General features: G+C 74.6%; 15 protein-coding genes. 5 read left to right on the top strand and 10 right to left on the bottom strand.

Features of this window, described 5'->3' with window-relative positions:
- Positions 1-43: 43 nt before the first annotated feature.
- Positions 44-451: a GFA family protein gene (locus ASF44_RS22875; protein WP_056901562.1), complete on the bottom strand. Its 408-nt coding sequence runs from the start codon at positions 449-451 to the stop codon at positions 44-46.
- Between the two features lie 264 nt (positions 452-715).
- Between ASF44_RS22875 and ASF44_RS22870 the strand changes: the two genes are divergently transcribed.
- Both ASF44_RS22870 and ASF44_RS22865 read left to right on the top strand, forming a co-directional pair.
- A complete protein-coding gene (locus ASF44_RS22870) occupies positions 716-2,182 on the top strand; it encodes an MFS transporter (RefSeq protein WP_056901561.1) in 1,467 nt (488 codons plus the stop codon).
- 11 nt (positions 2,183-2,193) lie between these two features.
- Entirely contained in the window at positions 2,194-2,856 is a 663-nt protein-coding gene (locus tag ASF44_RS22865; RefSeq protein WP_056901560.1) for an aspartate/glutamate racemase family protein, read from the top strand.
- On the opposite strand, the gene ASF44_RS22860 is transcribed toward ASF44_RS22865, so the two are convergent.
- Positions 2,853-3,827 carry a DMT family transporter gene (locus ASF44_RS22860; RefSeq protein WP_156374638.1) on the bottom strand — a complete coding sequence of 325 codons (975 nt, stop codon included), beginning with the start codon at positions 3,825-3,827 and terminating at the stop codon, positions 2,853-2,855. The genes ASF44_RS22865 and ASF44_RS22860 overlap by 4 nt on opposite strands.
- 169 nt (positions 3,828-3,996) lie before the next feature.
- Between ASF44_RS22860 and ASF44_RS22855 the strand changes: the two genes are divergently transcribed.
- Both ASF44_RS22855 and ASF44_RS22850 read left to right on the top strand, forming a co-directional pair.
- Positions 3,997-4,347 (top strand): co-chaperone YbbN, encoded by a 351-nt coding sequence (locus tag ASF44_RS22855; protein ID WP_082525002.1) that lies wholly within the window; start codon positions 3,997-3,999, stop codon positions 4,345-4,347.
- A gap of 66 nt (positions 4,348-4,413) precedes the next feature.
- Positions 4,414-5,247: a class III extradiol ring-cleavage dioxygenase gene (locus tag ASF44_RS22850; RefSeq protein ID WP_056901558.1), complete on the top strand. Its 834-nt coding sequence runs from the start codon at positions 4,414-4,416 to the stop codon at positions 5,245-5,247.
- Here the strand turns inward: ASF44_RS22850 and solA are convergent.
- Positions 5,211-6,461 (bottom strand): N-methyl-L-tryptophan oxidase, encoded by a 1,251-nt coding sequence (gene solA / locus ASF44_RS22845; RefSeq protein WP_056901557.1) that lies wholly within the window; start codon positions 6,459-6,461, stop codon positions 5,211-5,213. The genes ASF44_RS22850 and solA overlap by 37 nt on opposite strands.
- 16 nt (positions 6,462-6,477) lie before the next feature.
- Positions 6,478-7,458 carry an aliphatic sulfonate ABC transporter substrate-binding protein gene (locus tag ASF44_RS22840; protein ID WP_056901556.1) on the bottom strand — a complete coding sequence of 327 codons (981 nt, stop codon included), beginning with the start codon at positions 7,456-7,458 and terminating at the stop codon, positions 6,478-6,480.
- Positions 7,459-7,651: 193 nt separating this feature from the next.
- Between ASF44_RS22840 and ASF44_RS22835 the strand changes: the two genes are divergently transcribed.
- On the top strand, positions 7,652-8,293 hold the full coding sequence (locus tag ASF44_RS22835; RefSeq protein WP_056901555.1) for a response regulator transcription factor: 642 nt from the start codon (positions 7,652-7,654) through the stop codon (positions 8,291-8,293).
- 8 nt (positions 8,294-8,301) lie between these two features.
- Here ASF44_RS22835 and ASF44_RS22830 read toward each other — a convergent pair whose 3' ends face one another.
- Genes ASF44_RS22830 through ASF44_RS22805 form a run of 6 tightly spaced genes read right to left on the bottom strand, consistent with a single transcriptional unit; the run spans position 8,302 to position 22,856 of the window.
- Positions 8,302-8,964, bottom strand: a complete 663-nt coding sequence (locus ASF44_RS22830; RefSeq protein ID WP_056901554.1) for a histidine phosphatase family protein — start codon at positions 8,962-8,964, stop codon at positions 8,302-8,304.
- The gene (gene arsC / locus ASF44_RS22825) at positions 8,961-9,323 is read right to left on the bottom strand and encodes an arsenate reductase (glutaredoxin) (protein WP_056901553.1); all 363 of its coding nucleotides are present in this window, start codon (positions 9,321-9,323) and stop codon (positions 8,961-8,963) included. The genes ASF44_RS22830 and arsC overlap by 4 nt, the downstream gene beginning before the upstream one ends.
- A gap of 25 nt (positions 9,324-9,348) precedes the next feature.
- The gene (locus ASF44_RS22820) at positions 9,349-10,263 is read right to left on the bottom strand and encodes a hypothetical protein (protein WP_056901552.1); all 915 of its coding nucleotides are present in this window, start codon (positions 10,261-10,263) and stop codon (positions 9,349-9,351) included.
- Positions 10,260-19,445, bottom strand: coding sequence for a hypothetical protein (locus tag ASF44_RS22815; protein WP_056901551.1), 9,186 nt, complete (start codon positions 19,443-19,445; stop codon positions 10,260-10,262). Before ASF44_RS22815 ends, ASF44_RS22820 begins: the two co-directional genes overlap by 4 nt.
- Positions 19,446-19,449: 4 nt before the next feature.
- Positions 19,450-21,393 carry an ATP-binding protein gene (locus ASF44_RS22810; RefSeq protein WP_056901550.1) on the bottom strand — a complete coding sequence of 648 codons (1,944 nt, stop codon included), beginning with the start codon at positions 21,391-21,393 and terminating at the stop codon, positions 19,450-19,452.
- Complete coding sequence (locus tag ASF44_RS22805; RefSeq protein ID WP_056901549.1) at positions 21,390-22,856, bottom strand: hypothetical protein; 1,467 nt, start codon at positions 22,854-22,856, stop codon at positions 21,390-21,392. Before ASF44_RS22805 ends, ASF44_RS22810 begins: the two co-directional genes overlap by 4 nt.
- Positions 22,857-22,934: the final 78 nt, after the last annotated feature.

Here is a 22,934-nt window from a genome sequence, read left to right as displayed (position 1 = left end):
TGCGCAGTCGCTCGGTCGCGACGCGGCCGATGGCCTCAGGCGTTCAGGGCTGCCCGTCGAACTGCGCCACCCCGTCCAGCGCGCCGACCCAGGGCAGGCGCCGGCGTGTCCAGATCTCGCGCAGGGGCCGGCCCAGTTCGCTGCGCTGCTGCAGCGTGCCGATGCGCAGCGAATAGCTGGTGGGGTTCTCGACAGCGCAGGCGTAGAGCGGGGTGCCGCAATCTCCGCAGAAGGCGAGCAGCCGCTGGTTGCCGCTGTCGGCGGTCTTGGTGTGGCTGCGGGGTGCGCCGCGCAACAGGCGGAAGCCGGCGGCGGGCGCCGGTATGTTGGCCCGGAAGGCCGCGCCCGAGTGGTTCTGGCAGTCTGTGCAATGGCAGACCGTCACCGTGCCGGGCTGCACCTGCGCTTCATAGGCGATGGCGCCGCAGCAGCATTGGCCTTCAACTTTCAATCGCATTTCTCCGGGTCAGGCGGCTCTGGGTGTGGTCGGGCTGCCGCGCCGCGACTGTAGCGCCGCGCGGATCCGCGACGGCTATCCGGGCCGGGCCGGCCTGCGCGCGCCACGGGTTTGTCCGGATGTTTTTGAAAAACTTGTTTCACAAAAAATCTGGTCTGAAAAATGCTTTTCATGACCCAGTGCCCTGTGCGGGGCACCAGCGCAGTGCGGCCGGCGTGGCCGCAGGCTCTTTCACCACAGGCAAGCGAGGTTTGCACCATGGCAGGCGAAGCAATCATTTCCGCATCGGCGCCCAGGACGGCGCAGATGCACCAACTCGAATCGGCGCTCGAGCAGATCGGCGTCACGCGCTCGCACAAGAGCATCATCTTCCTGGTGGTCTGCGGCGTGCTGTTCGACGTGTTCGAGCAGAACGCCGTGGGCCTGGTCGGCCCGCTGCTGCGCCAGCACTGGGGGCTGGACGCGACCGACATCGGCTTCCTGAACACCATCACCTTCATCGCCGCGGCAATGGGACGGCTGGGTTCGGGCTACTGTGCCGACCGGTTCGGGCGGCGCTTCATGCTCAACGTGAACCTGGCGCTGTTCACGCTGGGCGCGGTGCTGTGCGCGCTGGCACCCAACTACGCGGTGCTGGCGGTGGCGCGCTTCATCGTCGGCCTGGGCCTGGGCGGCGAGATCACCACCGCGGTGACCATGCTGGCCGAGTTCTGCTCGTCGAAGTTCCGCGGCACGGCGGTGGGGCTCATCAACGTGGGCGGCGGCGGGCTGGGCAACATGCTGGCGCCGGCCTTCGCGCTGGGCGTGTTCGCGCTGTTCCCGGGCGAGAACGCTTGGCGCTGGCTGTTCGGTGCGCTGGTGCTGCCGGCCATCTTCATCGTGTTCTACCGCCGCTTCGTGCCCGAGACGCCGCGCTACCTGTTGTCGCAGGGCCGCGTCGCGGAGGCCAACCGCGTGCTGTCCATGCTGGCCTCGGGCCGGCTGGCCAATGCGCAATTTCCGCTGCACGACTACATCACGGCGGGCGCCAAGGCCCAGGCCGCACCGGTGCGCAAGACGCGGCTGGCCGACATCTTCAGCGGCGGCTATGCGCGGCGCACCGTCGCGGTGGGCATCGCCTCGTGGATGACCTTCGGCGCGCAGCTGTCGGTGCTCACGCTCATGCCCACCATCCTCGTGGCCCAGGGCTACTCGATCACGAAAAGCTTCGCCTTCACCATCGTGATGCAGAGCGGCAGCCTGCTGGGCGCGGTCACGGCCTCGGTGCTGGGCTACAGGTTCCCGCGCAAGCGCGTGCTGACGGCCGGGGCCATCGCGGCCTGCCTGGCGGGCCTGGCCTTCGGCAATCTGACCACCAGCGTGGCCATGGTGCTGGTCTGCGGCGCGCTGTTCCAGTTCTGCGTGCTGACGCTGAACACCTCCATCTGGATCTACGCGCCCGAGCTGTACCCGACCCGCATGCGCGGCCTGGGCACCTCGTTCCTGCTGGCGCTGGGCACGGTGGGCGGGGCGCTGTCGCAGTTGCTGGCCGGCCGGATGTTCGACCTGCATGGCGTGGCCGGCATGTTCGGCATGATCGCGGCCATGTACGCCATCTTCGCGCTGGCCGTGCAGTTCGCGCCCGAGACCTTCGGCAGGTCCATCGAGGAAGAGGCCGGTGCCGGCGATCCGGCCGCGGGCCTTCCATCCGGTCAACCCGCCCAACCCGCGCAGGCTGCGCGTTGAGGAGGGCGGGCATGCCTGGCACGGTGCTGCTGATCAACCCGAACACGTCGGCCGCGACCACCGCGATGATGCATGCGCTGGCCCGCGCGGCGCTGCCGCCCGCGCTGGCGTTGCGCAGCGCCACGGCGGCGCGCGGCGCCTCCATGATCACGAGCGATGCGGAACTCGCAACCGCCGTGGACGAGGTGCTGGCCATCGGCATGCGCGAGGCCGGCGATGTGGGCGCCATCGTGGTCGCCGCGTTCGGCGATCCGGCGCTGGCCCAGCTGCGCGCGCGCGTGGCGGTGCCGGTGGTCGGCATCGGCGAGGCTTCGATGCAGGAGGCTGCGGCCGGAGGGCGGCGCTTCGGCGTGGCCACCACCACGCCGGCCCTGGCGGATGCCATCGCGCTGGCCGTGGCGCGGCTGGGGCTGGCGGCGCAGTTCAGCGGCACGCGCATTCCCGCGGACGATCCGCTGCGCCTGGCGGCCGATCCCGGCCTGCAGGACCGGCTGCTCGGCGAGGCCGTGCGCGCCTGCATCGAGGCCGACGGCGCGCAGGCCGTGGTCATCGGCGGCGGCCCGCTGGCGCAGAGCGCGGCACGCCTGGCCGGGCAGTTCGGCGTGCCCGTGGTCTCGCCGGTGGCCGCCGCGATGCGCCGCGTGGCCGCGCTGCTGCAGGCCCCGGTCGCCTAGGCGCGGCCGCGCGGCTCGCGCGTCACGAGCCAGATGCCGGCGCAGACCAGCACCAGCGCGATGGCGTTGCGCCACGCCAGGATGGTCTCGTGCAGAAACAGGGCCGACAGCAGCGCGCCGAACACCGGCACCATGAAGTTGAAGGCCGTGACGAGGCTCACGCGGTTGTGCTTGAGCAGCAGGCTCCAGACCGAGATCGCGAGCGAGGACAGCAGCACCATGTAGGCCAGCAGCGCGGTCGATGCCGGCGTGAAGCGCGTGAGCGTGCCGCCCAGCCCGTAGCCCAGTGCCAGCAGCGCCGCACCGCCGATGGCCAGCTGCCAGCCCGTCATGACGATGGGGTCCACGCCCTGCGAGATGCGCTTGCCGTAGATGCTGGCGGCCGCCAGCACGGCCGCGGCGATCACCACGAAGCCTTCGCCCAGCAGCGTGAAGTCCAGTGCCGGCATCCCGCCCAGGCCGCCGAGCCCGCTCCCGAGGTTGACCACCATCACCCCCGCGAAGCCCACCACGCAGCCGATCGCCTTGCCGTAGCTGAGCCGGTCGTTGTGGTAGATCCAGTGCGCCAGCAGCACGCTGAAGAAGGTGCCCGTGGCGTTCATGATCGAGCTCTTCACGCCCGTGGTGTGGGCCAGGCCGATGTAGAAGAACACGTACTGCAGCGTGGTCTGCACCAGGCCCAGCAGCGCGAACTGGCCCAGCGTGCGCGCCGGCCAGCCGCCCACGCGCTTGCCGCTGGCCGCGGCCCAGGCCAGCAGCGCGGCCCCGGCCAGCGCGAAGCGCCAACCTGCGAACACCAGCTTGGACGCGGTGTCGTCGGTGCCGATGCCGAACAGCGCATAGCCGCCCTTGATGGCCGGGTATGAGCTGCCCCACAGCAGGCAGCAGAACGTGGCCAGCAGGAACACCGTCCTGCGGTCGGTCAGCGGCGAAGGGCGGGCCAGTGGAACGGAGGCGGGGGAAGCCGACATGGGGCAGGGTGATGAACCAAAACGGTGCATTGTGCCCTGTTGTACGACAACTTGCAGGCGATGCGCCAAGGAACGTGTAGGTCTGCGGCTTCGCTGGCGCAGAGGTCGTGTGATGACTGCCGCCGCGCTGTCACCCCGCGGTCAGGCGGGCTTTGGCATGATGCGCCCCATGCCCGCTGCCGCCTCCGCCCTTCGCCCCGCCGGGCGCCTCGTCTACTGCCTGTGTGCCGAATGGTGCGGCGTGTGCCGCGAATGGCGCGCGCGCTTCGACGCGCTGGCCGCGGCGCATCCGCAGGACCGCTTCGTCTGGGTCGACGTGGATGCGCAGGAGGCCGTGCTCGACATCCTGGACATCGAGACCTTTCCCGTGCTGCTGATCGCGCAGGATGGCGAGCCGCTGTTCTGCGGGCCGGTGCAGCCCACGGCAGCCGTCGCCGGGCGGCTGCTGCAGGGGCTGCAGCGTCCGGCCGCGGCCGATCCGGTGGCGCAGCAGCTGCTCGACCTGCTGCAGGCGCGCTGACGCGCCGGCATTGCGATCGGCCGGCACGGCCCCACCTGCAGCGAGCACCTTCTTTCCCACACGCCCATGACCGCTTCCAACACCCCACGCCTGCCCACCTACTTCATCTCCCATGGCGGCGGCCCCTGGCCCTGGATGAAGGCCGAGATGGGCAACACCTACGCCAGGCTGGAGGCCGCGCTGGCCGACATGCCGCGCCAGCTCGGCCGCAAGCCCGCCGCAGTGCTGATGGTCTCCGCCCACTGGGAGGCCCCGGCCTTCACGGTGCAGGCCGCCGCGCAGCCCGGCATGCTCTACGACTACGGCGGTTTTCCGCCGCACACCTACGAGGTGCACTACCGCTCGCCCGGTGCGCCGGCGCTGGCGCAGCGTGTGCAGGCGCTGGTCCAGGCAGCCGGCCTGCCGGCCGCCCTCGATGCCGAACGCGGCTATGACCACGGCATGTTCTCGCCCATGCAGGCCATCTACCCGCAGGCCGACGTGCCCGTGCTGCAGCTCTCGCTCAGGCGCGGGCTCGACCCGGCCGAACACCTGGCGCTGGGCCGCGCGCTGGCACCGCTGCGCGACGAGGACGTGCTCATCGTCGGCAGCGGCCTGAGCTACCACAACCTGCGCGCCTTCGGCCCGCAGGCCGCCGCGCCATCCCAGGCCTTCGACGACTGGCTGGTGCAGTCGCTGGGCGCTGCGCCCGCGCAGCGCAGCCAGGCCCTCGTCGACTGGGCGCAGGCGCCGGCCGCGCGCATCGCGCATCCGCGCGAGGAGCACCTGATCCCGCTCATGGTGGCGGTCGGCGCGGCCGAGGACGAACAGGCCGCCCGCATCTACCACGAGGGCGCGTTCATGGGCGGCCTCTCGGTGTCGAGCTACCGGTTCGGTGCGGCGGCCGGCGACGCCGGCTGACGCTGCGGCGCGGGGCGCCGTTCGAACGACGCCAGCAGCGCCCCGGTGCCCACGTCCAGCAGCTTGAGCGCGATGGCCTCGCCCAGCCCGGCCGAGTGCTTGAAGCCATGGCCCGAGCAGGCCGAGGCCACCCACACGGGCAGGCCGGCGCCGAGCCGGTCGACCACGAAGTCGCGGTCGCGCGTGACCGTGTACATGCAGGCACGCGAGCGCAGCACCTGCGGCCCGGCTTGCGGAAAGCGCCCGGCCACGCGGCGCGCGTGCATGGCGGCGGCCTCGCCGTCACCCACCTCGCGGCGCAGCGCTTCGGGCGTGGTCGGCGCGAGGTACTGCTCGGTGGCCACCTTGAGCGCGGGCTGCTGCGGGTCGACCGAGGGAAAGCCGTAGAAGTAGTCCTCCTCGCCGTCGCCGTACATCCAGATGAAGACCGGAAAGCGCCCCGGCGCGAAGGCCGGCGCCGCGCCGTCCTGCAGGGCGAACCAGTGCATGGTCTGGCGGTACACGGCGAACTCGCCGGCCCAGGCGGCCCAGGTGTCCTGGCCCAGGCCCTGCAGCAGCCCGGGCAGCCAAGCGCCTGCCGACAGCACCACCTGGCGCGCGCGGTAGCGGCCCTGGCCGGTGGCAATCATCACGCTGCCGTCGCCGTGGGGTTCCAGGGCCAGCACCGTCTCCCCGGTGCGCAGGTGCGCGCCGGATGCGCGGGCCACGGCCAGCTGCGCGCGGATGGCCTGCTCGGGCCGCACCAGGCCGGCCTCGGGTTCCCAGTAGCCGATCTCGTCGCCGCGCAGCGCGAACGGCGCAAAGCGCCGCCGGATCTCGCGCGCGTCCAGCAGTTCGTGCGCGATGCCGTGGCGTTGTGCGCTGCTGATCGTGCGGTGCAGGAAATCGGGCTTGCCGTGGTGCGTGCGGCGGCTGCGTTCGCTGCCCAGCACCAGGCCGCCGGTGGCCTCGTACAGCGGCACGCCGGTCTGGCGTTCCAGTTCCCTCCAGATCGCGTGCGAGCGCCGCACCAACGGCACGTAGGCGTCGCCCTCGCCGATGGCCAGCCGCGTGATGCGCGACTCGCCGTGCGAGGAGCCCAGGTCGTGCGGCGGCGCATGCCGGTCCAGCCCCAGCACGCGCGCGCCGCGCTCGGCCAGCGGGCGCACGATGGCGCTGCCCAGCGCGCCCAGGCCGATCACGGCCACGTCATACGGTTCGTCGTTCGTGCTCATGGGGCGGCAGTAGAACTCAAACGATGCCCAGGTCCAGGAACGCGTCCCTGACCTGCACGGGTTTGGGGATCAGCTTGATCTTGGCGAAGGCATCGGCCAGCCGCTGTTGGTCCTGCGCGATGGCGTCGCTGAGCGGCACCACGCCGTATGTGCGCCGCTCCGTGGCCAGGGCCAGCACCTGCGGATCGACCTTGAGCTGCGGCGCCAGCGTGGCCACCACCTCCTTGGGGTTGGCCTGCGACCAGGCGTTGGCCTTGCGCAGTTCGGCGAACACGGTGCGCAGCAGGTCCTGCTGCGCGCGCGCCACCTCGGGCCTGGCGAAGTGGTAGGTGCGGTTGGCCGACAGCCCGGTGCCATCGAACAGCAGCCGCGCGCCGGTCGCCACCTGGGCACCGGCCAGGAACGGGTCCCACAGGCCGATGGCGGCCACGCTGCCCGATTGCAGCGCGGCCACGGTGTCCGAGGCGGTGACGATGTAGACGGCGTCCACGTCCTCGTAGCGCAGGCCGGCCGCCTCCAGCGCGCGGATCAGGATGTACTGGCTGTTGTAGCCGCGGCCCGTGGCCACGCGCTTGCCTTTGAGGTCGGCCACGGTCTTGAACGGCGCGTCGGCCGGCACCAGGAAGCCCACGCCGCGCGGGTAGGGGCTCTCGGCCGCGAGGTACGCGAGTCCCTTGCTGCTGGCCTGCTGGAACACGCCGATGCCGTCCGAGGCATGGCCGAAGTCGATGGCACCGGCGGCCAGCGCCTCGGACAGCTGGCCGCCGCCCAGGAACTCGTGCCACTCGACCTGGGCGCCCTGCGCCGCGAGGGCCTTCTCCAGCTGGCCCGTACCCTTGAGGATGTTGAGCGTGTTGAACTTCTGGTAGCCGATGCGAACGGTGCGCGGGGCCTGCGCGAGCAGGGCGGGTGCGGCAAGCAGCGCGGCGCCGGCTGTGGCGAGTTGCAGCGCCCGGCGGCGCGGCAGCGCGAGGGGAGCGAGGGAAGCGAGAGGCATGGGTCGGGGTCCGGAAAAGGGAACGGTGTCCCAGCGTAGGCATGCCGGTCCCGGGCCGCCACGAAGAAACCCGCATGTGCATATGCGCTGGCCGCGGCGTTGGCCGGTCTCCGCCACATGGAGGACGCAGGCGCGTGCGCCGGGGGCTACAGTCCGTGCGTCGCCGCCCAGGCTTCGATGGGGAGCATCCGCCATGCAAGAGTTCGCCGGTCTGGTTTCCGCGTTGGCATCGCTGGCATGGCCGGCGCTCTTCGCATTCGTGCTGGTCTGGCTGCGCGGGCCGATCGCCGGCTTGATCGCCTCGGCCAAGGGACGCAAGTTCAAGCTCGTGATCGCCGGCAACGAACTGAGCATGGAAGAGGCGGCAGAGCAGCAGAGCCAGGCCCTGCTGGACCTGCAGGCCAAGGTCGCCGAACTGGAGAAGCGGCTCGGCCCGCCGCCCGAGGCGGCAGCGGCGCCGATGGCCGCGCAGACCGTGCGCGCGGCGCGCGCGCACCGCGTGCTGTGGGTCGACGACAACCCGCGCAACAACAGCTACCTGATCGCCGCGCTGCTGGAGCGCGGTGTCGAGGTGGACACCGCACTCACCACCGACGAAGGCCTGGCCCGGTTCGCCGCGCAGCGCTACGACGTGGTGGTCTCCGACATGGGCCGCCCGGAGGGCAGGACCGCGGGCATCGACCTGGTGCGCAAGCTGCGCGCGCAGGGCACGGAGGTGCCGCTGTACATCTACTGCAGCGCCGATTCCGCGCGGCGCTGGCGCGACGAGGCGCTGCAGGCCGGCGCCAGCGACATCACGGCGTCGGGCAGCAGCCTGCTCGGCGTCCTGCCCTGATCCTGCGGCTACTGGATCTGCACCGCCTGCTCGCCCGGCGTCGGCAGTTCCCGCGGCAGCGCCGCGGCGAAGCGGATGGCCCAATGCCCGTCGCTGCCATGCAGCGCGTAGCTGCAGCAGTTGGGCATCGGCAGGCCCAGCTGGAACGCGCGGAAGGCCTGCATGGCGCGCGTGCTGTCCACCGGGAAACCCATGCAGCGCCACACCAGCATCGCCAGCCACATGCCGTGGCCGAACACCACGCTGCGGTCGGGCAGGGCCTCCAGCCGCGCGCGCACCTGGTCCACGCGGCCGGCCAAGGCCAGGAAGCTCTCGGCCCCCGGGCCGGTGCAGTGCCCGGGCTCGGCACGCGCCCAATAGGCGTCGATGAGGGGCTTGCGCGCCAGGTTGGTGGTGCCGGCCACCTCGTCGGGCGGCAGGGTGACGAACTCGTGCAGGTTCTCGATGGTCTGCACGGGCAGCTGCCAACGCGCGGCACAGGGCGCGGCCGTGTGCTGCGCGCGCACGTAGTGGGAGCTGAACACCTGCGCCGGCTGCCAGTCCATGGCGCGCGCCCAGTGCTCGGCCTGGGCGATGCCGCGCGCGGTCAGCGGGATCGATGCGGGGTCGCCGCTGGCCAGGCCCGCATTGGCCTCGCTTTCGCCATGGCGCACCAGGGTGATGGTCTTCATGCCTGCCCCGGGCCGAGCAGGTCCAGCACCAGTTCGCCGGGGCGGCACAGCCGCGTGCCGTGCGGCGTCTCGACGATGGGCCGGTTCATGAGCACCGGGTGCCGGGCCATCTGCGCGATGAGCTGGGCGTCGGTCCACTTCGCATCGTCCAGGCCCAGCTCGGCGTACTGCGGCTCCTTGCTGCGCAACAGCTCGCGCGGCGTGATGCCCATGGCGGCGACCAGGCCGGCCAGGCGCTCCACGCTCGGCGGCGTCTGAAGGTAGTCGACGATCTTGGGTTCGATGCCGCGTTCGCGCAGCAGGGCCAGTGCGTTGCGCGAGTTGCTGCAGGCAGGGTTGTGGAAGATGGTGGCGTGCATGGGGCGATGATCCCCGATTTGCGCGTCACCCCTTCAGCAGCGGTGCCAGCACCCGGTAGGGCTTGGGGAACCAGGCCCAGTGGTCGTCCAGCCAGACCAGGCCGTCGTAGGCCATGCCGGCGTCGCGGCCGGGCGCGATGACCTTCCAGGCCAGCCACACGCGCTGGGGCTGCAGCAGGGCGGCCAGCGCACGGTAGCCGCCAGGGAAGGGGCGCGACAGCGCGTTGTCGTCGGCCAGCATGCCGGCCGGTGCCGCGTGGCACTGCAGGCGCGCACCGGGCGCGGCGCGGGCGGGGCGCGGCGGCTGCTGCCAGACCGTGGCGTAGGCGGACCGGGCGGCCGCTGCCGCCGACGGCACGAACGCCCGATCCGCGTCCGTCTCGCGCGGCCGCAGCATCTGCAGCACCCGCCCATCGGTCTCGTGCACCAGCGCCTGCAGCAGCGGTCGGGCCTGCTGCAGCAGCAGTTCGATCGACGCGGCCGCCCACTGCGGCGCGGCGGCAGCCAGCGTCGCGCCCATCTCCTGCGCCGCTGCTGCGGCCGCCTTGGCCACCAGCGACGACGCATGCGCACGCAGCGCCTCGATGTGCGGCAGCCATTGGAATTGCCCGAGCAGCCTGGCCGAGAGCACGCCGCGCCACAGCGTGCGCTCGTCCGACGCGGCCAGCCAGGCGCCGACCGACTCGCTGCCGGCCAGCGGCAGGCCGGCCAGCGTGTCGGCGTCGGGTGCGGTTCCGGACTCCAGCACGCGCAGCAGGCAGACCGGGTTGAAGCTGTAATGCAGGCGCTCGCCCGCGGCGCGCTCGAACACGGCGTGCTCCGGCTCGCCCGGCAGCAGCGGCGCCTCGGCCGCGCTGGCCAGGCGCCAACCGGCCGCAGCCAGGCGCTGTGCCAGGGCTGCGAAGCCGCAGCCGGGATCCAGGACCCAGGAAAAGTTCATCGGGCTTGCCCTTCAGCGCGCCCGCGGATCTTCTCCTCGATCAGGCGCAACAACAGCTCGCGCGTATTGTGGTCCAGCACCAGGCCGCTCAGCGGGTCCGGCGCGCCGGGCTGGATGGTGCGCACGATGCGGCCGGCGCGGTCGAACAGCACGATCGGCCGGTCGGGTGCGGCGTCCATCACGATGCGCATGTCGTCGCCCAGCACCAGCTCCACCGGGAACTCGTGCACGCGCAGCCCTTCCAGCGCGGCGTCGCGCCCGCGCAGCGGCGGCATCACCACGCCTGGGCCTTCCAGCACCGGCCGGCCGTCCTGCATGCCACGCACGGCGAACACCACGCCACGCTCCAGCTCTTCCCGCGTCGGGATCAGCGGATTGCGGCGCGGCTTGCCGGGCTGGTGCTCGAGCTCGGGGTGGAACACCAGCCGCTCGAAGCCCGCCGTCTCGCGCATCCACAGCACGTCGATGCGCACCTGCGGGTGCTGCTGCAGGATCCGCCGCACCATCGGTACCAGCTCGGCGGCGAACACGCCGCCCATGTAGAAATCCACCAGCGCGAAGTGCCGCTGGCCGGCGGCGATGCGCTCCAGCATCTGCACCTCCAGGTGCGGCGTGCGCAGTTCGGCATCGGGCATGCCGGGCCGGCGCAGCGTGAACTTGGGCACGGTGGCGATCACCGGGAAATCGGCCACGCCGTGCGCCAGCATCTCGGCCAGGAAAGCGCCGCCGCGCTGCACGCCCAGCACGGCGTCCGGCTTGATCTGCGCCACATGCTCGCGCATCTGCGCCACGGCCTCCGCGTTCTGCTCCAGCACCAGCTCGGCCACCAGGCCTTCCAGGTCGCCGAAGCGCGGGGGCCGGCCTTCGCGCACGCGGTTGCGCAGGCTGTCGATCACGTCCTGCGCATCTAGCCGCCGGCCGCTGCCGCCCAGGTCGTCGAGGAAGCCCTGCACCGCCCGCGCCAGCACATGCGCGGGCATGTCGATCTGGGCCGCGATGTCGGCCACGCGCTGCTGCAGGTCCTGCTCGGGCGTGGTGCGGCCTTCGTTGAGCGCGCGCTGGCGTTCGGCCCTTTCGGTGTCCACGCCCTGTTGGCGCTCGTCCACGGCCTGGCGCTGCTGTTGCGCGCGTTCCTGGGCCTCGCGGCGGGCCTTGGCGCGCTCGCGCAGGGCCTGCTTTTCCTCCTGCTTGCGCGCGCTGCGGCCGGCGCGCGCGGCATCCAGCTCTTCGGGGCTCATGGTGGGGCGTGTGCCGCCCTGGGGCGCTGTGGTGTCCGTCCCGGTGCCGGGCACGCGCACCTTGCGCAGCTGGCACACGTTGACCGGGTCGTGCGCGCCGAGCCCCACCCCATGGCCCGAATGCGGCGCCACCTCGGACTTGGGCCGCACCTGCACCGGACCGACCGGCTCCAGCCGGTAACGCTCGCCGGTGGCGGGGTCGGTCCACACCTGGCGCTGCAGCGCTGCGATCTCGTGCGCGATCTCGCGCTCGTGGTAGACCACCTCGATCTCGCCGCCAGGGCTCAGCAGGCGCAGCGCATGCGGGCCCAGGTTGGTCAGGCTCTCGGCCTGGGCCGCCCGCTGCCGCGCCATCTGCTGCATCGCCTCCACGCTCTGCACCAGCGTCAGGCCCGGGGGCAGGTCGCGGGGCAGGATGACCATGGTCTGCACGGTCTTGGCGTGCGGCAGCGGAAAGCGCACATGCATCCGGTCGACCGAGTTGTCGGGCAGCGACGCGCCGAAGCGCTCGTGCAGGAAGCGGCCGCCCACGGCATGGAAGGCCGCCTGGTCCACGGGTTCCGGCACGCGGCCAGGGCTGGCTTCGGAGGTGATCATCTGCGCGTTGCGGTAGCGCGCCTGCAGCGCATGCGCACTGTCCAGCGACGGCCCGCTGAACGGCTCGAACACCGTGCGCACCTGGCCGTCGGCATCCTTGGAGAACAGCCGCGCGGGCTGGTCCAGGTACTGCGGGCGCGGCTCGGTGCCGCCCTCGATTGCGGCGCGGCGCTGCGGCGCGGCCACGGCCTGCACCTCCGCCTGGCGCGCGTGCAGCGCGGCCAGCGTGGCGTGGTTGCGCTCCTGGTCGGCGCGGTGGCGGGCGGCGGCCGCGCCGGTCTGCGGCGACTCGGCATCCAGCGAGCGCGCGATGCGCTGGTGCGCATCGATCTCCAGCGCCAGCTTGTTGCCGTACAGCGCGATCTGGCGCTCCAGCGGCAGTTGGTGCCAGCGCTGCATCTCGGCCTCGTCGTGCCGCGCCACCAGCGAAGAGGTGCCTTCCTCGTGGGCCTGCACCAGGTGCGGCCCTTCATCGGCCAGCCGCGCCACCGGCGTGCCTTCGCGCACCACCACCATGGGCTTGCCGTCCATGATGAGCGTGACCGCGCGGCCACGCTCGCTGCCGGTGAGCTGCACGAACGCACGGTCGGACAACACCACGATGTCGACACCGCCCACCGCGTCGTGCAGCTCCGCTGGCACGTGGCGCAGCAGCGCGCGGCGCATGGCCTCGGCATGCTGCTCCGGATCGCGCGCCGACACGCGCGGTCCGCCTGGCGCGCCGATGCCGTCGGGATGCTCGGGCGTGTAGATCCGGCCCTCGGGATCGCGGATCACCACGCCCGCGCGGCGCGCATGCTCCAGCACGGCCTGCGGCACCGGCCCGTGCTGCTCGGGCACCGACAGCACGAGGCGGCCGTCCAGCGCGGTGTGGCCGGCGGCCAGCAGCGCCGCGTTGCTGGGCACGTCGGCCAGCCGGGTGCCGGGCGGGTACTTCTCGACCAGCTCGTTGATGTAGGCGATGGCCGCGTCCTCGCCCAACTCGGAGAGCTGCGTGTGCTTGCGCGAGACGATCTCCTCGCCCGGCACATAGGAGTCGGCGCGCACGCGGCGGCCGTCCGGCGTGTCGAGGTAGACCTCGTTGTGCGCGTGGTGGGCCTCCTGCTCGGTGTTGAAGGTATTGCCGCGGTCCCGCCGGTCGACCATGGCGTCCAGCTGTTCGGCCGTGCGGTCGAACAGCGGCCGGCCTTCGGCCGGCTGCGGCGGTTCGTCCGGCAGCGTGGGGTGCGGCCCGTCCGCATCGGCGTCGTCGTGCGGGCGCCCGATGCGCTGCTCCTGCTCGTGCACCGTGCGCTGGAATTCGGCGGCGATTTCCTCCGGCGTCGAGCGCCGCGGGCCATCCTTGGAGAACAGCCGCGCCGGTTGCTCCAGGTACTGCGGGCGCGGCTCGGCGCCCTCGGCCATCGCCGCGCTGCGCAGCGGGCCGATGTCCTCGACCTCCTGCAGGCGCTGGCGCAGCGCGCGCAGCGTGGCCTCGTTGCGTTCCACCTCGGCGGCCAGGCGGGCCGCCGGCGCGCCTTCGCCGGTGGTCTCGGCCTGCAGCGATTGCGCGATGCGCTCGTGCGCATCGATCTCCAGTTCCACCTTGTTGCGGTACAGGTCGATCTGCGCCTCGACCGGCAGCGTGTCCCAGTGCGCCAGCGCCGCCTCGTCCAGCCGCGCGACGCGGGCGCGCGTCGTCGCGTCGTGCGCCTGCACCAGGTGCGGGCCCTCGTCGGCCAGGCGGGCCAGCGGCGTGCCCTCGCGGACGACCACCGTGGGCCGGCCTTCGTGGATCAGCGTGACCACCGGGCCGGATTCGCTGCGCGTCAGCGCGTGGTACTCACCGGCCGGCAGCACGCGGATCGGCACGTCGGCGAAGTTGCCGTGCAGCTCGGCCGGCACATGGCGCAGCAGTTGGGCGCGCATGTGGTCCTCGACCACCGGCACCGGATGCGGCGTGGCCAGCGCCGTCAGGCCGCCGTGCGTGACGACATGGTCCAGGTTCAGCGCGCGGCCCAGCCCGTCACCGCCATCGCGGCCGTGCCGGTTCAGGAACAGCAGGTCGTGGGCCGCCGCCTCCACGTCGTGCGGGCTCAGCGGCGGCATGCCGCGCTCGGCGCGCTCGCGGCCGATGGCGTCGGCGGCGGCGGCCAGCCGGCGGCCGTGCATGGCCTGGCCCACTGACTCGGCCGCGCCTTCGCCGATGCCCTGCACGAACGCGTGCGCGCCGGCATGGCCGATGTCCAGCAGCGCGTCGCCGGCATCGCCCTTGAAGCGGCCGCTGCCGGCGTCCACCAGGATCTCGGTGGCCCGCCCGCCCATGCCGCCGATGGCCGAGAGGCTGCCGCGCGCGAGGCCGCGCGCGGCCATGGCGCCGGCGCCGCGCGCCATGCCGCCCTGGGCCGACGCGTTCAGTGCCGCGTCGATGCCGCGGCCCACACCGCCGATGCCGCGGCCGGCCAGCCCGACCAGGCCGCGCGCCATGCCGCCCTGCGCGGCGTAAGCGCGCGCGCGCTCGGCGATCACGGCGCCGTTGCGGCCCAGCGCCTCGATGGAGTTGGTCAGCGTGGCCGTGGCCGCGCCCGACAGCCCGCCCTTGATCAGCCCGCCGAACAGCGCACCGATGGCGTCGTCGCCGCCATGGGCCCAGGTACGCTCGTCGAACGCGGCGTTGGCCACGCCGCCTAAGGACCCGGTGAGCGTGCCGATGATGATCTGGTCCACCACCGGGTTGCCGGTGAAGATGCGCGACAGGCTGGCCAGCGTGCGCGACGCCGTGCTGGCCGCCTGCGCGCCCTTGCTGGCGACCTGCGCCGCCGCGCCCAGCTGCGCGCCGACGCCGGCCGTCACCGCCTGCACCGCCGTCATGCCCAGGTCGACGGCCGCCTGCTCCCAGCCGTAGCGGCCGCCCTTGATCGCGTAGTTGGCCGACATCGAGGCCAGCCCGGTCACGATGGCCGCGGCGATCAGCGGGCCGGCCGCGCCGCCCGTGACCACCGTGATCACCGCCGCCGCGACGGCGCCCAGGATGGCGATGCCGGTGGTGGCGATGTCGGCGAAGGCGTCGATGCGCCGGCCGTAGGTCTCGGCGATGGCCTGGGCCGTCGCGGTGGTCGCGGCGAAGGTGTCGCGGTCGGTGCCCGTGTAGCGGCCCTTGGCGTCGAAGTTCTGGCTGGCCGCGCTGATGTTGACCGCGCCGTCCGCGCCGAACGTGATCGGCCCGCCGGCCAGTGCGCCCAGCCGGGACTCGGCCACGCCCATGGCCCGGTCCGCCCGCGTGCCGTCGGCCAGCCACGCGCCGAAGCCGCTGGCCTCGTTGCGCTGCTGCTGGATGGCGAAGGCCGCCACCTCCAGCCGCTCGCGGTCGTTGCGCGGCTGGCCCAGCAGCGCGCGCTCCATGCGCAGCCGGTCGTCGCCCGACACCTCGCCCAGGAAGCCGTGGCCGAAGGTGCCCAGGTCGGCATCGAGCGAATTGCCGGTGTTGTCCTGGTAGGCGCGCCGCATGGCCGCGATCTCGGCGCGGTCCATGCGCTCGGTGAAGCGGAACAGCAGGTCCTCGTTGGTGCCGCAGCCGGCCATTGCGTGCTGCATGGCCAGCGCGGCGGTCTCGGGCGAGGGCCGGGCGTCGGTCAGCAGGCCGGCGGCCAGCGCGGCGCCCGTGCTGTCGGAGCCGAAGCGCGCCTGCAGCTGGCCGATCACGCGGTCGCGCGCGGCCGTCACGCGGGTGTCGTCCATGGCCGCGGCCGGGTTGGCCGGGTCGTGCGCGGGCGCGAAGTCCTCGGGCGTGGCCGGGCCGCTGGCATAGCGCTCGGCGGCCAGCATCACCACGCGCGCGCGTTCCTCGGCCGCGCGGCGGTGGGCCTCGCGCTCGGCCGGGCTGGCGTTGGCGAGGTCGGCGCGGAAGCGCGGGTCGAAGGTGGCGCGGTCGATGTTGATCGCGTTCGGCGGGTCGCCGCTGCGCTGCATCTCCACGCCCAGCCGCGCCGCGCGCGCCTCCACGCTGCTCTCGCCGTGGCGCAGCAGCGCACCGGCCAGGTCGCGGTTGGCACCTTCCAGCCGCCGCGTGACCATCTGCGGCTCGCCCTCGGGGCCGGCGCCGCCGACGTAGACATCGATGTCGCGGCTGACGTAGGCCACGGCGCGGTCCTCGGCGCTGAGGCCCCGGACATCGGTGTCGGGCGCGACGCCGCGCGCCACGGCTGCGTCGGTGACGATGCCGCCCAGTGCCTTCACCACGGCCTCGCGCCGCGTATCGCCGTCCATCTCCTGCGCCGCGCGCCAGTCGCCGTCGGGCGGCGCACCGGTGTAGCGCTCGATGGCGCTGTGCACGGCGTCGGCGTTGCCGTCCACGCGCGCCTCGTCCACCGCGTCGCGCAGCCGCAGCGCGTCGGCCGTGGCATGCTCGCCACGGGCCAGTGCGTCGAACACCTCGCGGTCGGTGCCGCCCAGCGCATTGCGCACGGCGGCCATGGTGCCGTCGTCGGGGCGGCCCAGCGTGGCCAGTTGGTCGGGCGACAGCGCGCGCATGACCTCCTCGATGCGCGCCTCGTCGTCGTTGAAGGTGCCCAGCGAATCGGCCAGCTCCAGCCGCGCGCCGGTCACGTTGTCGCCGTACAGGTACGCGCTGGCGGCCTCGTAGTCGGTGCTGTCGGCGCCCAGTTCGCGGCGCAGGTCGGTGTCCAGGTGCGGTCCGCCGATGTGGGATGGGTAGACCTGGGTGTCCAGCGCGCGGCCCTGGGCCAGCGTCATGCCGCGCAGCGCGGCCAGCACGCCGGACTCGTCCACGGTGCCGGCGAAGCCGCCGCCCAGCGCGCCCACGACCCGGTTGGCGCGGCCTTCCAGCGCGGTCTGGGTCTCGGCGCCGGCGGCCTCCAGCTGGCTGGCGAAGTAGGTGGCGGGTTCGTTGCGCGCGGTGTTGTAGTCGACCTCCTCGCGGACCTGGCGGTCCAGGCCCGGGGCCGGACCGCTGGCCGCGGCGCCACCTCCACCCCCACCGCCGGCGCTGGCGCAGTGCCCGCAATCCGGCGCGGGCGCCGCCGGCGGGCCGCCGCTGTCGGCCGCGGGCGGTGGCGGGGCCGGCGTGGCGGCAGGCGCGTCGCTGCGCAGGCTGGCCAGCGCGCTGGCGGCCTGGGCGCGCTGCTGGGCGATGAAGCCGGCCATGCGCACCGTGAGCGGCTGGGCCCAGGACTGGGCCGCCTGGGTCACCGTGCCGGCCAGGCCGCCGAAGGCTTCGGTCACCCCGGCCGCGCTCTGCGCGCGCTGCGCGGCGCCCTGGGCCTGCAGCTGGGCCAGCGTGGCCTGCAACCCGCTGGCCTCCTGCCCGGAGCGCTGCAGCTGCGCGCCGGCCTGTTCGGCCAGGCTGTCGTCCAGCCGTTGCTGGTTGGCCTGCAGGCGCTGGTCCAGCCGGCCGCTGCTGGCCCGTGCACCCTGCAGCGCGCCCTCGGGTGCACGCTCGGCCGCCTGGCGCAGCGCAGGCGCGCCGCGCGCGGCGCTGGCGCGCAGGTTCTGCTCCAGGCCCTGGGCGGTGCGCAGGTAGGTCGGCAGCGCGCCGCGCGTGGCCGCCTGCAGTCCGCCCACGGCCTGCTGCGCCTCGTGCCGCACGCCGCTCAGCGCGCCGCGCGCCTGGCTGTTGAGCCGGCTCCTGGCGGCGCGCTGCTGGGTGCGCAGCTGCTGCAGCTGGCTGTGCGTGAGCGAAGCCAGCGCCTGTTGCGCGGCCTGCTGCTGCTCGCGCAGCCGGCTGCGCGCCTGGCGCAGCGCGGCGGCCACGCTGGTGCGGCCCTGCGTGGCCAGGCGTGCGTTCTCACCGGCCAGCGCGGCCTGGTAGCTGCACGAGAGGCTGCACGCCGTGGTGTCGCGCGACTGCTCCCAGGCCTTCTTCTTCGCGTCGAAGCGCTGCTGCAGGCCCTTGACCTCGGGGTCGACCCAGCGCGGGATGCGCAGCTGGCGCTTCTCGTTCTTGGCCCGCTCCAGCCAGGCGCCGCGCTGCGACGAATAGTGCGTGGCGCGCGCCTCGTTCCACTGCGTCAGCGTGCGGCGGGCCGCCTGGTGGGCCTCCTGGGCCTGGCGCACGGCGCCGTCGTAGGCCGACACATGGCCGCTGACGAGGCCGCTGACCACGCTGGCGATGCGCGCTGCGCCACTGCGCTCGCCGGCGTTGATGAGGCCGTGCGCGCTGCGGCCGGCCGCGGCGATGGCCTGGCCCGCGTCCAGCGCGGCGGAGTCCACCGCCATGGCGGCCATCTGGCCGGCCTCCTCGGTCGCGGCGGCGGCGCCGTCGGCGGCCTGGTCGATGGCGCCGCCGTCCAGGTCGTGGCGCTGCACGATCTCGCCGGCCTGCAGGCCATGGGCCTGGGCCATGTAGTGGCTGATGCCGTTGGCACGCGCCAGCAGCTGCTGGTGCATGCCGCGCAGCTGGTCTGCCGCGCCGGCGTAGGCCTGGCGGGCCTGGCCTGCGGCCTCGCGCATGGCGCGCCGCTGGTCTTCGGCGTTGGTGCCGGCCGGGGGCGCGGCGGCGGGTGCCGGTGCGGCTGGAGCGGCTGGAGCGTCGGCGCCCGGGCGCGGCGGGTGGCCTGGCTCGGCCGCGGCCACCAGCGCATCGCCGGGCAGTTCGGTGGGCGCCTCCCAGGGGGCGTCCAGGGCCTGCCAGGGCAGCGGGGGCGCCTGCAGCGAGGCGTCGGCCAGCGCATCGACGGCGTCGGGCAGGGCCGTGCCTTCGGCCTGGGCGTCTTCCGCGTCGGCGGCGGCCTGGCCTTCGGCGCGGGCCGGGCCGGCCGGGCTGCCACCGCCGCCGGCAGGGCGGGCAGCGGCGGCGCCGGATCTGGCAGCGCCCCGGGCACCGGGGGCGCCGAGGGCTGCGGGATCGGGCGCTGCGCGGGCGGCGGCCGGTGGGTCGGCTGCGGCAGGGGTGCCGGGCGCGGCGTCCGGGCCGGGAGCTGGCGCGGGCGCGTGCGGCGTCGCCGCAGACGGCGCCGCCGGGCTGGCGGCGGCACGGGGCAGGGCGGCCTCGGGCGGTGTCGACCGCACCATGGGCTCGTCGGGCCGTGGCGGCGCGCGCCGGGCCGCGTCTGCCGGGTATAGCGGCAGCAACGGCGCGCCGAAGCGGGCATCCATGCGTGCGTCCGGGCGGGTGTCCATCGGGCCGTCCAGGCGCGCATCCAGCAGCGCTCCGGCGCCGACCGGCTGCGCCCCGAACGTGGGCTGCAGGGGCAGGTAGCGCGGCCAGGCCGGCGCCGCATCGGCTTCGGCGCTGCCGGGCCCGGCCACCAGCGCGGCATCGGGCGGCGCCGTGCGGGGCCGGCGCGGCTCCGCGGTGGCGGGCGGTCGGTCGCGTGCGCGCATGCGCGCCGGGAGCGCGACGCGGCCCATGGCGTCAGCCCGCGGGGGCCAGCAGCGTGGCCGGCATGGACTTGCCGAGCTTGCGGTACTCGGCGCCCAGCGCGGCGGCCAGGGCCGGCGCGTCGATGGCGCCGCCGCCGGCCGCCGCGCGGGCGCCCAGCACCACGTTGCGGATGTGGCCGCCGGCCAGGTCGCAGCCGGCGGCCAGCCGGTTCAGCGCGGCCGGCGCCAGCGCGTGGGCCTCGCCCAGGTGGGCCAGCCACAGCGCGCGCCGCTCTTCCGGCCCCGGCGCCGGGAAGTCGAGGATGGCGTCGAGCCGGCGCGTGAACGCGCTGTCGAAGCGTGCCCGGCTGTTGCTGGTCAGCAGCACGATGCCGTCGTAGCTCTCGATGCGCTGCAGCAGGTAGTTGGTCTGCTGGTTGGCGAAGCGGTCGTTGGAATCCTTGACCTCGGTGCGTTTGCCGAACAGCGCGTCGGCCTCGTCGAACAGCAGCACCACCTCGTCGTGCTCGGCCCGCGCGAACAACTCGGCCAGGTTCTTCTCGGTCTCGCCGATGTACTTGCTGGTGACGGCGGCCAGGTCGACGCGGTACAGCGGCAGCGACAGCTGGGTGGCGATCCAGCCGGCCGACAGGGTCTTGCCGGTGCCCGAGGCACCGACCAGCAGCGCGCGCACCCCGGGCCGGTAGCGCGTGCGTGCGCCCGGCCCCAGGCCGTCGGCCAGGCTGTCGCGCAGCCGGCAGCGTTGCAGCAGGTGGGCCAGCTCGGCGCGCAGCGGGGCGGCCAGCACCAGCGCCGCGTCGGGCACGTCGGTGGGCAGGGCTTCGGCCAGCGTGCCGAGTTCGCTGCGCTGCTGCCGCGCGGCCCGGTGCAGCGCGGGGCGCTGCAGCGCGCCGGGGCCGGCGGCGCGGCACAGCGCGGCGATGCGCGCGGCGCTGTGCCGGTGCCGCGCACCGAGTTCGGCCGCCAGCGCGGCATCGGCGCCGCCCGCGGCCCACAGCGCTGTGCGCTCGGCGGCGGTGGGCAGCGCCAGCGGCCATTCGGCCGGCGCGTCGCCGTCCAGCGTCCAGCTGCCTTCCGGGCCGCTGGCCAGCAGGCAGGGGCCGACGGCTGGTGCCAGCGCGGGCACGCGGCGCCGCTCGCCGGGCGCGAGCGGGGCGCAGAACACGGGCAATGCGCCATGCAACACGAGCCAGGCCGACAGGCCCGCCGGCGGCTCGGCGCCGTCGATGCAGGCCGTGCGGCGGCCCAGCAGCGCGGCCACGGCCGCGGCGGCGCGGCGGGCTTCGGCGGGGTGGGCGCTGCGCAGCACCAGCACGCCGGCGCCGGCCGCAAGCAGGCCGGCCTGGCGCTCGGCCTCGCCTTGGAGGCTGGGTGGCAGTGGGGCGCCGGGCTCTTCCAGCGTCACGCCGGGCCAGTGCCCGCGCGCGCCGCGCGCGGCCAGCACCACGGGCGTGGGCAAGGCCAGTGCGGTGTCGGGCAGCGTGCGCTCGGGCGCCTCGACCAGGCGCAGCAGCTGGTGCCGCAGCGCCGCGCCGTCCAGCAACGCGGCCAGGCTGGCAGCGGCGTCGCCGCCAGGCCCCGCATGCAGCGCGGCCACGAGGCCGGCCGTGGGGCGCAGCTCGCGCAGCGGTGCCTGCAGCCAGCCGACGGCGCGCGCGGCCAGCGGGTCGGTGTCCACGGCCAGGGCCAGCGCCACGGCCAGGCGCTCGACCGGCTCCAGCGCGAAGGCCTGCGCCAGCCGGTGCAGCGCGGTGTCGGCGGCGGGCGGCTGGTCCTGCCATTGCTGCAGCGCCGTGGCCAGGTCGCCGGCCAGCGGCCAGCGCTGGTGCAGGCCGGCCAGCCACAGGGCCTCGGGCGCGGCGTCGGCATCGGCGCAGGCCGGCGCCAGCTGCCGCAGTGCGATCTCGGCCAGCGTGGGGCCGGCCGGCAGCTGCAGGTGGCTGTCGAGGTGGAGAAGGGGTGCGGGCGCGTTCATGCGTCCTCGCCGTAGTGGAAGCGGACCACGCGGCCCAGCCAGGGCAGCCAGCCGGGGTCCAGGTCCAGGCCCAGGCGGCGCAGCCGCAGGTCGGTCTGGTCGAGCCGGAAGTACAGGTCGACATGGGTGGCGGTCAGTGCCACATGCGCCGGGCGGCGCGCCAGCGTGACGAGGCCCAGGCGGCCGGCGCGGTGCAGCCAGCGCCGCGCCGACGCGAGCCAGGCGGCATGGCGGGCCTGCAGCGCGGGCGGCTCGGTGGTGGGCGGGGCCAGCTGCCACAGCGGGTCGTCGGGCGGCGCGGCCAGGCGCCGCAGCGCCAGGTGCAGCACGGCGGCGGTATGGCGGGCGGCGGACTCAGGCGGTTGCGTGTCCAGCCATTGCGGCCATTGCAGGTGCTGCAGCACGGGCAGCAGGAACAGCAGGCCGCCGCACGCGGTGTGTTCCAGCCAGGGCGGCTGGGCCAGCGGCTGGAGGGCGCGCATGGCCGCACGCCCAGGCGCGGGCGCGTCCGGGGCGCCCGCTGCGCGCCGCGTCTGCTGCTCTTGCGCGCGCGGTGGCGCAGACGGCCGGCGGCGCCCGCGCGTCGGCGTCGTGGGCGCGGCCACGGCAGGCACCGGCGCGGGGCTGCCGGACGGCGCGGCCAGGTCGGGCGGCATGGGTGCCGTCTCCGGGACCGCCGGGGGCGGCGGCAGCCGGGAGGGTGGTGCCAGCCGCAGCGCGTGGTGCAGCCAGGGCGGCAGCGGCGCGCGTGGGCCAGGCGCTGGGGCGGCCTGGTGTGCCCGCGGGTCGCGGCGTGCAGGAGGACCGTCCGGCCGGCGTGCCGCGGTGCCCGTGGGCGGTGCCGTCACGGGCCCCAGCCCGGCTTGCCGGACCGGCGCCGGCCCCGGCACCGGCCCCAGCCCGGATTGCTGGACGAGCGCCGGCCCCAGCACCGGCCCGATGGCCTGCGCCAGCGCAGCCGCATGCCCCGCGTGCGCGGCGGCGGCCAGCCAGGCCGGCAGCGCGCTGCGCGCCTCGGGCCAGCCGGCCACCGCCCGGGCCAGGGCGCGCAGGTTGGTCGCGGCATCGGCCTGCGCGCGGTACTCGGGCACGGCGGCCGGCCAATACCAGGCCGAGCAGGGCTGGCCATGCAGCAGGCGCAGCGCCAGCTGCACGCGCGCGTCCAGCGCGCCGCGGAAGGCGACGCAGCCCGCGGTGTCGGCCGTGGCGTGCGCGGCGTCGACCCAGTGGCGCACGGCCTCGGCGCTGCGCTGCTCGATCAGGCGCGACAGGGCCTGGGCCGAGATGCCGGCCGCCACCGGCCCCAGCGCGAGCCGGTGCACGACCATCAGCCGCGCGTCTTCGCCATCGCCCAAGCTGGCGCAGCGCAGCGCGTCTTCCAGCACCGGCAGCAGGCGGCGCGCCTGCTCGGCGCGGGGGGCTTTCAGGCGCAGGTGGCGGACGGTGCGCTGGGCGGCGGGCATGCTGGTCTGCCCTTCAACGCGCTGCGTGAGTCCAGGGCCGAGCGCAGCGATGGCCCGGATGTGCCCCCGCTCCCGGGG

It is taken from the genome of Pseudorhodoferax sp. Leaf274, from assembly GCF_001422445.1.
Lineage (GTDB): Bacteria > Pseudomonadota > Gammaproteobacteria > Burkholderiales > Burkholderiaceae_C > Pseudorhodoferax.
This window is presented reverse-complemented; position numbering and strand designations above follow the sequence as displayed.